Origin of the sequence: Spirosoma endbachense (assembly GCF_010233585.1) — a bacterium.
Taxonomy (GTDB): Bacteria; Bacteroidota; Bacteroidia; order Cytophagales; family Spirosomataceae; genus Spirosoma; species Spirosoma endbachense.
This window is the reverse complement of the sequence record NZ_CP045997.1, coordinates 6,714,047-6,728,212: the sequence shown is the minus strand read 5'-3', so window position 1 is coordinate 6,728,212 and position 14,166 is coordinate 6,714,047. Positions and strand designations below refer to the sequence as shown.

The window sequence follows — 14,166 nt, the reverse complement described above, 5'->3', positions numbered from 1 at the left end:
ACAAATTTAATCACTTCTCTTAACGACTCATTGTCAATCTTATGCTAAAACGGTTATTGAAATACAAAAATTACGATGTTCATAGTATCACGACCATGGCTGGCATTGGTACGACAGACCAGCGGTATAATGCCAATATTGTTACCTGGCTCATGCAAACCGACATGAAAATGAAGGTGTTGGCCATTGCCCTCTATAAAGTTGATTATACCATTGAGCTAGTGCGTGAAAGTGGCATTCTCAATGTGAATCTGCTCGCTACGAACCAAAGCCGACTGATTCGAAAGCTGGGGCAGCAATCGGGTCGAACTGAGAATGGGATCTATAAAAACAAGTTTAAAAACGTACCATATGCGCTCGATGAGCGCGGCTGCCCGTACCTGACAGAAGCCATTGGGTATGTGCAGTGCCGCGTGCTACACAACACAGATGCTGGTGACCACGAGCTGTTTATCTGTGCCGTGCAGAAACAGGTTGTACTCAATCCCGAAAAAGAAGTGATGACCTATGCATTTTTAAAAGCACATAAATTGATACGAGGCTAATTAGAGGCTTTCCTTATATTTGGGTATAGTCACACTATAACCTTCTCGAAACCAACTCTTTCATTTATGTCCGCTGTTGCTGTTCATCCTACCGGCCAATGGTCCTGGTGGCGTAAGGTATTGTTTCGTTTTTGCTGTATTTACCTGCTGTTGTACATAACACCCTGGACGTGGCTTGGCGATATACCCATATTGGGCTTGATCGGCGACTATTACAGCAAGGTCGAAACCTGGCTTGTTACGCTTGCCAACCAGTACATCTTTCACGTAAAGGACGTACTGGTGCCCCTGAATGGTAGCGGAGATACGTCGTACGGATATGCTCAGTTGTGTTTTTTTACACTGATGGCCGTTGTGGGTGCCGCCGGCTGGACACTTTTCGATAGACGTACAAGCTATAATACGGCCTATTACTGGCTTCTGGTACTGGTTCGGTATTTCGTCGCCATGATGTCATTGAGCTACGGTATCATCAAACTGTTTGGTTTGCAAATGATATTTCCCTCGTTAAGTGCATTGGCTACGCCACTGGGCGACCTTTTACCCATGCGATTCTCCTGGTATTTCATTGGCTATTCGACGCCATACCAGTTTTTTTCGGGCGCAGTGGAGGTATTGGCTGGAGTATTATTGCTGTTTCGCCGTACCAGCACCCTGGGAGCGCTTGTAGCCGCAAGTGTATTTCTCAATGTCATGATGATGAATCTCTGCTACGACATTCCCGTCAAGGTATTTTCTATCCATCTGTTCGTGTTTAGCAACTTTCTCTTGTTAAGCGATGCCCAGCGGCTGCTTAATTTCTTCGTATTCAACAAGCCAACGCAGCCTGCATTCCGTTTTACGATGCCTAAAAAATGGATGCGTTCGGCGCAGGTAGTCCTGAAAGTTGCGTTCGTCGGCCTGTTTTTAGTATGGCCTGTAGCCAGATCGTACCAGCGTTGGTTAACCTCGAAAGAAATGCATACTACCAATAAACTGGCTACTGGCTTTTTTACGGTCGACCAATTTCAGGGCAATGTTGCCGATAGCTTACGCTGGAAAGATGTCGTTTTTGAAGCGACCAATTCGGGGAGTATTCAAACGGCGGATACCTTATTCCGGCAGCGGTATCGTCGGGGCTATTTTAGCTACGAACTCGATTCGCTGGCTCATACCATTACGTTCAAAAAAAATGCGGCTGATACAACCACCCTTTTCTCCATGCAATACACCGTGCCCGATACCAATCACATTCAGTTGCGGGGAAAAATTCGTAACGACTCCGTTGTAGTAGCTCTCCAACGGCAGCGTCGGCATTTTCAGCTCACCGAACGACAGTTTCACTGGCTTTCGGAAGCGAATCGATGACAAACAACAGCTATAGCTCCAGAACCCGCCCCAGAATGTCATCCAGATACTCGCGTGAATTGGCCAGCCGTGGCACTTTATGCTGACCGCCTAACTTGCCGCGCTGTTTCATCCAGGCATAGAACGTACCACGCGGAACAACATGAACGCGGGGCCGTTTCAACACCATGTCATTATAACGCTTGGCGTCGTAATCGGAGTTGATTTCGCGTAGCGTTTCATCTAAAAGCTGGTTGAAATGCTGCTGGCTATCGGGCTCCCGCGAGAATTCGATCACCCACTCATGGCAGCCGTTAGCGCCGTTGCTCATATAGACCGGCCCAGCGGTATAATCGGCAATGACAGCGCCTGTTGCTTCGCTGGCCCGCGTAATGGCTACTTCAGCATTTTCAACGATAACTTCCTCGCCAAAAGCATTGATGAAATGCTTCGTCCGTCCGCTGACTTTTAGCCGGTGAGGGTAGAGTGAGGTAAAGCGTACAGTATCGCCGATTTTATAGCGCCACAAACCTCCATTTGTCGAAACGACAAGCGCATAGTTTTTATCCAGCTCAACCTCGTCAATGGTCAAGGCTTTGGGAAATGGCTGATCGGCTTCGTGGAATGGAATGAACTCGTAGAAAATGCCATAATCAAGCATAAGCAACATTTCACCGATACGGGATAGATCGTCCTGAATGGCGAAGAAGCCTTCCGATGCGTTGTAAACCTCCTGATAACGAATGGTATTTGTCGGGAAAACCTGCTGCTGGAATAGTTCGCGGTATGGCTGAAAATTAACCGCCCCATGAATCATCACTTCAAAGTTTGGCCATACTTCAAGAATGTTTGATTTACCGGTTAGGGCCAGAATTTTGTCAATCAGGACCAGCCCCCAGGTCGGTGCGCCCAGCATGCTCGTCACATTTTCCTGGGATGTGATCTCGGCCATACGCTCCATCTTGGCTTCCCATTCATCCATGAGAGCAATTTCAATCGACGGAGTGCGGATGACCTGCGCCCAGGTCGGCAGGTTTTTCATAACCACTGCCGAAACATCACCAGCGGCACTGTTGGTGCTGTAGGGGTTCTGATGCAGGCTGCCACCAATAGAGAGTCCTTTCCCTTCAAATGTCCGCGTATCAGGGTAGTTGGCTACATAGAGGGCCATCATGTCTTTACCGCCCTTAAAATGACTTTCGTCCAGTGATTCGGTCGTGACCGGAATGAACTTGCTACGGGCATTGGTCGTGCCCGACGATTTCGAAAACCAGCGTACGGGCGAGGGCCAAAGCACTTTGCTTTCGCCTTTCATAACGCGCTCTATATATGGATAGAGGTCTTCGTAGCTCGAAACAGGAACCTGCTGCTGAAAATCAGCGATCGTGCGAATGGATTGGTAATCGTGCTTTTTTCCCCATTCCGTTCGACGACCTGCCCGGATGAGCTGCTCAAATACCTTTTGCTGCACCGGACCGGGATATTTCATCATGGCTTCGATGCGGGGTAAGCGTCGTTGCAGGAGCCATTTGAGCGTAGTATTCAGGAAGGTCATACCGTTAAAATACGCGTAAACTAACCTACTTGGGTAGATTAGAGATAGAAACTTACAAAAGCACCAGTTAGTTTACAAACTACCTGCCCGATCAGGGTAATCGGTAATTAGCCCATCGACACCCCATTCTTTCAGGCGTTTCATGTCATCCTGCTGATTAACTGTCCAGGGAATGACCTTGATGCCCTGCTCATGGAGTCGGTCAATTTTACGGTGACTCAAGAGCCGGTAGTAGGGGCTGTAAATATCGGGTTTGAAGCCTAACTCATCTATGTTTTTTTCGAAGCTACGAAGATTTTCAACGAGTGCCGACAGCCTAACGTTTGGATATTTCCCGGCATTGGCCTGTTGTTTCCAATGCCTGAGCATGGCAAAGTCAAAGCTTTGAATGACAACGCGTTCGGTTGGTAACTGTTTCCTGATGACCGTTTGAACAAGGTCACAGAAATCAGCTGGCTCCGGCTGGCTTTTGTTATACTCCGACGGTTCGCTCTTAATTTCAATATTATAGGAAAAGTCAGACAGATTTTTGGCCGTTCGGTAGGCTTCTGCCTGTTCTATAACGTCACTTAATAAAGGCTTATAAACCTTGAGCTTTTGTTGTTCGGGATAGGCCACATTGCCATTAGAGCCAACGTCATAACGCCTGATATCAGCATAATTCATTTGATAAAGCACCCGGCTTTTCTGGTCTTTTTTATCAACCGGTTGTCCATCTGGCCCTATACTATAGGCAGCATTGAAATAGGGTTCATGCGAAACAACGACCTGCCGATCTTTACTGATTACGACATCCATCTCCAGAGTCGTAACCCCAAGATCGAGGGCTTTCAGGAATGCCGGAATGGTGTTTTCGGGCATCAATCCCCGACAGCCCCGGTGTCCCTGCAAGTCGAAAGCAGAAGGAGACAACGACGTAAAAGTGGTGGCAATCATGCAACTAAGTAGAACGTTAAAACGCATGCAGTTCACTGGATGGAATGCTCAAAAGTACAATTTCTTTTTTAGTAAGGCTTTTTTTCTGCAACTCGTGATGATTGAGACAAATAACCACCACCCCAACTATACTCTATTTTTCGCTTTAGTCCTGCTGCTTTTGTTTGTGTCGTAGACGTATCTGTTGCTTTTACCCGCTCATACCTTGCCCGTCTGGTTGTTTCTGCAAAAACGCGCATGGGGCCGTTATTTTGCGTGGCAACATAATAGAGTTGCCCATTGGCCAATAGAACTGAGGCTAATGATTTCGCATCACCATCGACAATAAAACCAGACTTCGCGGGTGATAATGGCTTAAAATGTCCATGCCCATCTCCCAGAAGACATAAGCCCAATCCGGCATCCTGCCAGCCCGATAGTATTTCCGTCGAATAGTCGTTGCCTGTTAGCAGTATATCCAGATTGCCGTCGTGATTCAGGTCATTGGCCACTGTTCCGAATACGGTCGAAAACTGGGCTTCAATCGGCAGTTCGTGAAGTATGAGCGTTCCCGCCCGATTCTCAAGATAGGCCGATGAACAATAAGTCGCTTGTTTATGAATAGCCTGTTTTTGCTGCTCGTTATCCAGCAGATCGCTCAGTTTCATTTTTCCATAACTGGCATACGACGTCATTTTCTTTTTGAACGACGGAACCTGATCGGTCAGAACATCACGGGGGTGAACAGGATATTCGGTTTCTCCGTTGAAAAAACTCAGAATGGGGTCCAGCGTGCCGTTTTTGTCGTAGTCAGCAGCGTAAACGGATACCGGATGTGAAGCCGATGCCTGTAAACGGCTGTTAAGGCCCAGATTACCCACTATATAATCCAGATCGCCATCGTTGTCGAAATCACCCGGTGTAAGACTATTCCAGAAACCAACCGCTTTTTCCAGAGTTGGCATCTTCAGGGGAGTTAACCGGCTACCCTTCTCATTTTTGAACACGGTGATCGGCATAAACTCACCCGCCAGCATCAGATCAGGCCAGGTATCGTTGTCAACATCGGTCCAGAGTGCCGAGCAGATTAACCCCGCCTGGCCAAGTCCGGGTGCGAACTGATCGGTTACGTCGGTAAAGTGCGGAACGGAGGGGCTATTTCCTCGCTCGTTATTCCTTGCTGCCAGTCCATCATTTCGTAATAAATAGCTTCTCGGGGGCTCCGGAAATCGTTGCGGTATTATACGGCCACCCACAAATAAATCGAGGTCGCCGTCGTGGTCGAAGTCGGTAGCTACGATGCACGAACCGCTCGATGTTGTGTTGGGCAATGACGTAGCAGACGAGCGAAAATTTCCTCGCCCATCGTTCAGGTATAAACTGTCCTGATAGCGAGCTTCATTTTTGCCGAATTCGGTGCTGCCATGAACAGCATACAGGTCAAGGTCGCCATCACGGTCGGCGTCGAATAACAGAACGCCGGTTTCTTCGGGCTCTTTTGCCGGACGATCTTTGCGCTGGAAACGATTTTTGCCGGAAGGATCGATTTGTTGCAGAAAAAATGTGCCACCCCGATGTGCTGCCCCGGCAATATAGATATCGTCGAGCCCATTGCCATCTACATCCCCAACGGCTATGCCCGGCCCGATCTGTGAATGTTTATGAGAGAGCAGCGTTTGCTGGGCTTTATAGTCTACAAAATCGTCTTCCTGATGCTGAAAAGAAAGCCCAGGCGGTGCCGAAATTTCAGTAAGCAAAGAGTTGACAGGCGTTATTAACGGTAAAGAAGCAGGTTGAGAAATTGCTTTTTGCTCATCCAGTGTCAGCACCTTAGATAACCTAACGTTCCGGAGAATCTGTGCGTTGCCCGACGGCCATACGATTTTTAGCGAATCGATGCGTTGTGCATGACCTAAACCAACATGAATACCCGACTCCATCGTGGACAGATAGCCGCGTTGCCGGGTATATTCTGTGTAATGCATAGTACCCGCTGCCCAAATCGTTACTTTGGCTCCCAGCCCTTCCCGATTTCCGGGTTTACCGATCAGGTTTATCTTCAGAAACCGATTGGCTGACGAATCGGTAGAATTATCAATGGTTCGATTTCGATACAGAAAGGCAGGATCGTTGATGTTATTCATAACGACGTCCAGATCGCCGTCGTTATCGAAATCGGCATAGGCAGTTCCATTGGTAAAGGAGGGTTCACCCATGCCCCAATCGTTGGCCACGTTCGCAAAGTGAAGATCTCCTTTGTTATGAAACAGGAAGTTTGGTTTATAAACAGGTTCTAATTCCTCGATTCGCTTCAGCAACTGAGCGCGTCGGGCGGCATCGGTGCCGAACAGGCCAGCGTCGCGATTGTAGCTGATAAAATCGAGGTCTGTAATGTCTTTCCGATAGCCGTTGGTGATCAGTAAATCGCGAAAGCCATCATTATCCAAATCCGCGAACAGGGCGCTCCAGCTCCAGTCAGTGGCAGCCGTACCGGCCAGATAGCTAATGTCGGAGAATAAGGGCATGGTGCCAGAACCTTGACCTCTATTCAGTTGTAGCACATTCCGGACGTACTGCGGCTGATAGCCAAGCCGTCGGGCCATCTGAAAACGATCATAGGGAATAGTGGCAAACATGGTCTTCTGCCGTAGATTATCATCGGGTAGCATATCCACGACTGCCAGATCATTCAGGCCGTCATTATTAATGTCGGCTATGTCCATGCCCATGCTGTTGTGGCTCTGATGCTTCAGTGCTTCGGCAATCTTATTACCAAATGTCCCATTCTGGTTGTTGATGAGCCAGACATCGTTGGACTGAAAATCGTTGGCTACATAAATATCAGGCCAGCCATCCTGATTCACATCATTGACAACCACACCTAACCCCCAGCCTTCGTGAAGCAAACCGGCCTGGTCCGAAACGTCGGTGAAGTGCGGGAGTAAAGTGGGGGAATGGGATTGAGCATTCGCCCGTTGCGCCTTAGTCACTACTGCCTGACCATCATTCCGAAAGAGTTTATCCCGACTTTTAGCTGAACCGTCATTACGGGCCCCAGTGACGTTATTCCGGTTATAGGCTTCCAATGCATTGGTCAGTAGAAAAACATCCAGGTCACCGTCTCGATCATAATCCAGGAAGGTAGCCTGGCTGGAATAACTGGAATCGGCCAGCCCGACTTCGCTGGCAACCTCCTTAAATTGGGGTGTTCCCGAAGCGTCGTTACCCTGATTGAGAAAAAGCAGGTTCGGTACGACCCGGTTGCGGTCGGGGTGAATGGTTGACACGTAAATATCCTGCCGACCATCCTGGTTAATATCAGCAACGGCAACGCCTGTACACCAGAATTTAGTGCTGACACCTGCCTGCCGGGTTATATCCTCGAATTTAAAATCGCCTTTATTGAGGTATAACCGGCTGGAGACCTGATTGCCCGCAAAAAATACATCACTCAGACCGTCGCCATTGAAATCGCCAATGCCAACGCCACCGCCATTGAACATGTATTCGAATTCCAACACGTTCAGTGAGTCAGTTTCTGTAATCGTATTGGCAAAGTCGATACCCGTTTGTTCGGTAGTGAGACGCTCAAAACGGGTAGGCTGGTGGGTACAGCTGGCTAGGAAAAGGAGCAGGAAGCCGCTCAGTCTGAACAGATAATGCATAATCGAAATATAGACAAAATCCCCGGCTCAGCAACGAAGGCCAGCCGGGGATTTAACCCTCTACTTTTACTTGGTTGAGTTAATAGCCCGGATTCTGATCCTTCTGGCTCAGTTTACTGTTATTGTCCAGTTCCTGTTGTGGAATAGGCATCAGTTCCTGCTTGCCTTTCACGAAATACGAAAAAGGTTCTGTTTTGAGCTTGTTCTGTGCCCGCCAACGCAGAATGTCACGATTACGGATTTGCTCACCCGCCTGCTCGACCCGCTTTTCATGCATGATGGCACGGAGTACTTCATCCTTGCTATTGACTGGATATTTCGCCGTCGGATAAGCAGGCATCGCAACGCTTTTTCTGGCCCGAATCTGATTGAGCAGTGTGATCGCATTCGCCATATTGCCCGTTTCGTTTTCGGTTTCAGCCATCATCAGGAGTACCTCCGCATAACGAATCAGCCGCATATTGATGCCCGATGTATAAAAGGTTTCGTTGTTTTTATACATCGCCGTATACTTCCGCCAGCTAATTTTCTGCGCTACGCCATTGAAGAGGATCGTATTGCCCTGAACCTGCGAATCCATCAGGGTATTCAGGCCATTATTGTACGTATCGCCAATGAAATAGAAATTGAATTTCAGACGCGGGTCGGTTTTGGCATCGCCTTTTGCCGTATGTTCATATTCGGCTACTAAGGTCTCCGATGGAATCAGGTTGCGCCAGCCAATGGCTGAGTACTCCTGACTCCGGGTCATGTTTTCATTCGCGCCGTTATCATTACCATCAGCGTCCCAGTTAAACCCGCCAACCAGCGAAAACCCGATTTCAAAGATTGACTCTGAATTGAATTCAGTTTCTTCGATGAAGTTGTCCATATACTCATCGGTCAGCTTGTAGGTACCCGAACTAATGATCGACTGAAGCTGGGTTTTAGCGTTCGCATAGTCGCCTTTTTGCATATACACCCGTGCCAGCAGTGCCTGGACAGCTCCTTTGGTTGACCGGCCAAGGTCGGCTCCACTGAAACTGGCGGGTAGATCGGCCTGAATCGCCAGCAAATCGGTCGTTAGCAGCGTGTAAATATCATCTACGGAGGATTTCGGCTTGGTTCCATCGACGTTCGTTACATAGTCAGTATACATCGGAACGGCTCCCCAGATAGTGACCAGATCGAAATAAGCCAGCGCCCGTAGAAATTTAGCTTCAGCTACGACCCGCTTGGCCAGCGTTGGATTGTCCTTGACGGTAGCACCGTTGTCAATCACTACGTTTGCCCGGTGTATGGTCCGGTACAGCCCATTCCAAACAGAAAACGCTACCGCATTTGTCGGATTTTGAGCCCCAATCAGGATTTGACTTCGGGGCGCTTCCAACTGACCTCCCCCCGTTGCTACGTCGTCGGAGCGGAGATCGTTCAGGAAAAACCACTCCCGGCCAGTCAGATTTGCACTTTGCCAAATTGCATATACCGAATTGACACCTTTAAGCAGTTCATCGGACGTTTTATAATAATTATCGGTAATAACCTGATTAGGATTCACTTTGTCGAGGCTACTGGTGCTGCATCCGAAGAACAGCCCCATTGCCACTATACCTGTGTACCAGTATGTAGATTTCATAGTGACTTTGTTTTTTGTCTCGTTCGTTAAAAACCAAGTTGTAACCCGACCATAAATGAGCGAGCCTGTGGAAACTGACCATAGTCAATGCCATTGGTCAGTGTTGGATTGGTGTTGCTGGTACGTGAGCCAACTTCGGGATCGTAGCCGGTATATTTCGTAAACGTCAGCAGGTTCGTCGAGGCTACGTAGAGCCGTGCCCGGCTGAGGGTTCCACGCGAGAATGATTGCAAAGCTGCCGCGGGTACAGTATAACCAATACTGAGGTTCTTCAGTCGCAGGTAGGAGCCATCTTCAATAAAGCGGTCCGAGGTGCGGGTGTTTCCATTAGGATCGCCGTCAACAGCACGCGGTACGTCGGTATTGGTGTTTGTGGGTGTCCAGGCACGAAGTACATCCGTACCTGAATTGAACAACCGCAACATTCCCTGTTCAAGGACTTTTACGCCGTTATAGATCTTATTACCCTGCACGCCCTGGAAAAACAGCGACAGATCGAAACCCCGGTAATTGGCTGACAGGTTTAGCCCATAGGTAAATTTTGGTAGAAAACTGCCCAGATTCACGCGGTCACTTGCGTCAATTTTGCCATCATTATTTATGTCAGCAAATCGAATGTCACCGGGTTTGGCATTGTCCTGCGTTGGGGCTGCTTTGATCTCATCCGCTGTCTGGAAAATACCCACTACCTTATAGCCATAGAAATACTGAATTGACTGCCCGGCTTCAGTGCGGGTAATGTCGCCCCCGCCGTAGTCAGCATTGGCACCGTTCAGTAGGGGTGATACCGTTGGCCCCAGACTCAGGACTTTGTTACTGATGAAACTAATGTTACCGGACGCATTAAATCGTAAGGCACCTTTCGTCTTGTTATAGCCTAATTGCAATTCCACGCCATTATTACGCATGCTGCCTACGTTCACAATGGGTGATTGGGTGTAACCAATCGAAGGCGCAATCGGCTGATTCAGAATTAATCCATCTGTATTCCGCTGATACACTTCGGCAGATAACGTAATGCTGTTGTTGAGCAGCCCCAAATCCAGACCAAAGTTGCTCATCTTCGTTACTTCCCAGCGTAAGTTAGTATTGCCCAGGCGATCGAAGTAGGTTCCCTGTGTGCGACTGTCACCAAAAATGGCGTTGGTATTTTGCGAAACCGCTACCTGCCAGGAGTAATCGCCGATGCCATTGAAGCCCATTGTACCATAACTGGCCCGCAGCTTTAACTCTGAGATGGTCGGTATATTTTTGAGGAATGCTTCTTCACTGATACGCCAGCCTGCCGACACGGAGGGGAAGTTGCCCCATTTGTTGCCAGGCGCAAACCGAGATGATCCATCACGACGGAACGATGCCCCAACTAAATATTTACCGGCATATTCATAGTTGATACGTCCCAGATAAGATTCCAGTATGTTTTCTGACCGTGTGCCACTCAGGCCCGCACTGGTACTGACAACCGCGTTTAATTCGCGGATCGTGTTCGACGTTGCCTGGCCTGTTCCAATGATTTCGAGGGTTCTGCCCGCCTGCCGTTCGGCTACCACCACAGCATTGATGGAATGTTTGCCGAATACTTTCTCATACGTCAGCTGGTTCGAAATCAGCGGTGAAGCGTAAGTGAGACGGTCGTCTGACAACTGGGCCAGCGCACGGGCATTGAAACTCTCACTGTAAATCGGCAGGAACGAATAAGTCCGGGCCGTTACGTAGTCAATGCCGCCACGCAGTCGATAGGTCAATCCATCAATGAGTTTAACGTCAATATAGGCACTACCCAGAATTTTCATGCGCTGGGTGTTGCTTTGGTCCTGTAAGGCAGCCCGTACGGGGTTTTGGGGGTCAGTACCGTCGGAACCATCCGGACCACGATAGCCACCTGCCAAAGTCGGATCTTCAATGGGCATGTAGGGCGTCATCCGAATCATGTTCTGAACCTGTGTTCGCCCGCCCGCACTAACTTCATTGAGCTTATCGTCGTAGGATATCGTCAGGTTTTGACCGAACGAAAAACGCTTGCTGATGATATGGTCGGAGTTGATGCGGAAGTTTCCCCGTTTGTAACCTGTACCAATCATAATCCCCTGCTGATTAAAATAACCCACCGACGAATAGAATCGTGACCGCTCATTTCCACCCGACAGCTGAACGCTGTGTTGTGTGATGGGCGCATTGCGGAAAACGGCCTTCTGCCAGTCGGTATCGGTTTGCGCGTACGTTTGCGTTGTTCCGGCATAGATCGGCTGATTCATGTTGTTAAACCGGGCCGGAATCGGCTGTCCGGCATTCGTACGCAGCGCGGTGCCGAACTGGAGGTATTCATCCCGATTCAGCAGGTCAAGCTGCCGCCAGGCAGTCTGAGTACCAACGTAGCCATCATAATTGACGTGTAGCTTTCCATCGCCACTGCCTTTCTTCGTGGTAACAATAATGACACCGTTGGCCGCCCGTGACCCATAAATTGCCGCCGATGAAGCGTCTTTCAGGACGTCTACAGACTCAATATCGCGTGTATCAAAGTTATTGAGATCACTCGTTGGAAAACCGTCGATCACGTATAGCGGATTAGCCGCGTAATTGATCGAGCCAATCCCTCGAATACGTACAATCGGTGTTTCGCCCGGCGAACCATTTGCCGTTACAGTGACGCCCGGCACCCGCCCCTGAATGGCCTGCTCAACACTAGGCACGGGCAATTGAGTAACTTCCTGTGCCGATACCGACGAGATGGCACCGGTAACTGATGCCCGCTTCTGGGTGCCATACCCAACAACAACGACTTCGCTGAGGGCTTTCACATCGTCGAGCATCGTTATGTTAATCTGGCTTCGGTTTGATACCGGAACTTCCTGCGATGTATAGCCTACAAAGCTGAAAACCAGTATGGCATTATTGGCCGCATTCAAACTATACTCGCCACTGGCATTGGTGGTTGTACCGCGATTGGTCCCTTTAATAATGACGCTAACTCCCGGAATACCCTGTCCGTTTTTGTCGGATACTTTCCCATTGATATCCGCCAGTGGTTTGGCCGATGTCATTGACCAGCCACTCCGTTCCAATTTATCGATGGTCCGTTCGGGTATGTTTACGGGTGTTTGGGCCTGATCGGTGCTGGTTTTGGTTTCAATTTGTTCGATTTTTCGAAAAAGCCGGGGATTTTTCCCTTTATCGGCCGATACTATAGCGTAGAAGTTAGGCTGAACCTTGCGATAGGTTAATCCTTTATTGGCCAGTAAACTGGTTAATTCAGCCTCCAGATTCTGACTATGGCGGTTGACCATCACTACTTTTGTGTCAACCAGATTGGTCGGGTAAATGAACGAAACACTATAATACTGTTCCAGTTCGGCAAGGGCACTGCGTAAGGTAATCAGGCGGGTATCTACTTCCCGGCTTTGATATGTAGCAAAGCGGTCGCTGGAGGCCAGTAGCTGAGCCCGTACGGGCAAAATACCGGCCACAAACAACGATCCGAGTGCAATTAATTTTTTATTCATGGTTGTGGTAGGCTGGTTCGTTGAAAAATAATTTGATTGTTTTGTTGAGTAATATGGAGATCGAACAGCGTTGAAAGGCCATTCAGAATGGTTTGCATCGACTGGTTTGGAATGGTGCCAGACAGCGTTTGTCGACGCAGATCAGGATCGTTGATGACTACTGTTACACCGTAGGTATCTTCCAGCATCTGGGCTATTTCTCGTAAGCTGGTTCCCTCGAATTTCAGCTTGCCAGTCTGCCAGGCAGATTGAGCGGCCGGGTCTACGCGCTTTCGGTAGTATTCCTTCGTTTTCACATCGGCATATACCAGATCGCCCGGTTTCATAATCAGCTTGTCTTTGGATCGTTCGCCCACATCAAGCTGAATTTTACCGTTGTTCAGCACCACTTTTGCCCGGCTTTCTCGTGCCAGCACGTTGAACTGAGTGCCTAAAACTTCAATGTTGAGCTTATTAGGCAGGTGTACGACAAAGCGTTCGTGATTTCGCTGGTGCGTTACATGAAAGAAACCTTCACCACTGAGCCATACTTCCCGGATTTGGCCGCTTTTCCAGTGGGGTGCATAACGCAGACAGCTATTGCCATTGAGCGTTACCATTGAACCATCCGACAAGGTCAGTCGGGTTGTTTTGCCATAAGCGGTGTGCTGAATCAAATCGACCGGATATAGCTCACGATAACCAAAGAAGGCGGCTGTTGCCAGCAAGAGAGCACCTGCCAAAACCGCAGCCCATCGCATTGGCTGACTAAACCAGCCAAGCCGCCGAACGGATGTTTCCTGGTCTGTTGAACGATCGGCCATTCGTTGCCGCATCGCATGCAGCATCTGGTCGGCATCGGGCGTAGGAACGCCGGGAGGAGCGTGCCAGTCTGTACTACTAAGCTGGTCGTTAAGTCGCCATGTCAGATAGGTCTGACCGTCTTCGGTGTCAAACCAGGCTAGCACACGCCGGGCTTCATCGGGCGTGACCTGGTTGGCGAAGTACTTTTGGAGTAATGCTTCAGTCATAGGTGTAGGCGTAGGAAAGCCATATGCTCCCT

At 49.0% G+C, this 14,166-nt stretch carries 8 protein-coding genes; 2 read left to right on the top strand and 6 right to left on the bottom strand.

Annotated elements, in window-relative coordinates; genetic code table 11:
* Positions 1–41 precede the first annotated feature (41 nt).
* Both GJR95_RS27455 and GJR95_RS27450 read left to right on the top strand, forming a co-directional pair.
* Positions 42–545 (top strand): flavin reductase family protein, encoded by a 504-nt coding sequence (locus GJR95_RS27455; protein ID WP_162388900.1) that lies wholly within the window; start codon positions 42–44, stop codon positions 543–545.
* A gap of 66 nt (positions 546–611) precedes the next feature.
* Complete coding sequence (locus GJR95_RS27450; protein ID WP_162388899.1) at positions 612–1,892, top strand: hypothetical protein; 1,281 nt, start codon at positions 612–614, stop codon at positions 1,890–1,892.
* 10 nt (positions 1,893–1,902) lie between these two features.
* On the opposite strand, the gene GJR95_RS27445 is transcribed toward GJR95_RS27450, so the two are convergent.
* From GJR95_RS27445 to GJR95_RS27420, 6 genes are all read right to left on the bottom strand, one after another.
* A complete protein-coding gene (locus GJR95_RS27445) occupies positions 1,903–3,426 on the bottom strand; it encodes a GH3 auxin-responsive promoter family protein (RefSeq protein ID WP_162388898.1) in 1,524 nt (507 codons plus the stop codon).
* Between the two features lie 72 nt (positions 3,427–3,498).
* The gene (locus GJR95_RS27440; protein WP_162388897.1) at positions 3,499–4,362 is read right to left on the bottom strand and encodes a glycerophosphodiester phosphodiesterase family protein; all 864 of its coding nucleotides are present in this window, start codon (positions 4,360–4,362) and stop codon (positions 3,499–3,501) included.
* Positions 4,363–4,430: 68 nt separating this feature from the next.
* The gene (locus GJR95_RS27435) at positions 4,431–8,006 is read right to left on the bottom strand and encodes a VCBS repeat-containing protein (protein ID WP_162388896.1); all 3,576 of its coding nucleotides are present in this window, start codon (positions 8,004–8,006) and stop codon (positions 4,431–4,433) included.
* A gap of 79 nt (positions 8,007–8,085) precedes the next feature.
* On the bottom strand, positions 8,086–9,621 hold the full coding sequence (locus GJR95_RS27430) for a RagB/SusD family nutrient uptake outer membrane protein (protein WP_162388895.1): 1,536 nt from the start codon (positions 9,619–9,621) through the stop codon (positions 8,086–8,088).
* A gap of 26 nt (positions 9,622–9,647) precedes the next feature.
* Positions 9,648–13,124, bottom strand: coding sequence for a SusC/RagA family TonB-linked outer membrane protein (locus GJR95_RS27425; protein ID WP_162388894.1), 3,477 nt, complete (start codon positions 13,122–13,124; stop codon positions 9,648–9,650).
* The gene (locus GJR95_RS27420; RefSeq protein WP_162388893.1) at positions 13,121–14,134 is read right to left on the bottom strand and encodes a FecR family protein; all 1,014 of its coding nucleotides are present in this window, start codon (positions 14,132–14,134) and stop codon (positions 13,121–13,123) included. Before GJR95_RS27420 ends, GJR95_RS27425 begins: the two co-directional genes overlap by 4 nt.
* Positions 14,135–14,166: the final 32 nt, after the last annotated feature.

What these genes read in the sequence shown, in the direction of transcription:
- GJR95_RS27455 (WP_162388900.1), top strand. Translation starts at nt 42, where the DNA reads ATGCTAAAACGGTTATTGAAATACAAAAATTACGATGTTCATAGTATC.
- GJR95_RS27435 (WP_162388896.1), bottom strand. Translation starts at nt 8,006, where the DNA reads ATGCATTATCTGTTCAGACTGAGCGGCTTCCTGCTCCTTTTCCTAGCC.
- GJR95_RS27440 (WP_162388897.1), bottom strand. Translation starts at nt 4,362, where the DNA reads ATGATTGCCACCACTTTTACGTCGTTGTCTCCTTCTGCTTTCGACTTG.
- GJR95_RS27430 (WP_162388895.1), bottom strand. Translation starts at nt 9,621, where the DNA reads ATGAAATCTACATACTGGTACACAGGTATAGTGGCAATGGGGCTGTTC.
- GJR95_RS27420 (WP_162388893.1), bottom strand. Translation starts at nt 14,134, where the DNA reads ATGACTGAAGCATTACTCCAAAAGTACTTCGCCAACCAGGTCACGCCC.
- GJR95_RS27425 (WP_162388894.1), bottom strand. Translation starts at nt 13,124, where the DNA reads ATGAATAAAAAATTAATTGCACTCGGATCGTTGTTTGTGGCCGGTATT.
- GJR95_RS27445 (WP_162388898.1), bottom strand. Translation starts at nt 3,426, where the DNA reads ATGACCTTCCTGAATACTACGCTCAAATGGCTCCTGCAACGACGCTTA.
- GJR95_RS27450 (WP_162388899.1), top strand. Translation starts at nt 612, where the DNA reads ATGTCCGCTGTTGCTGTTCATCCTACCGGCCAATGGTCCTGGTGGCGT.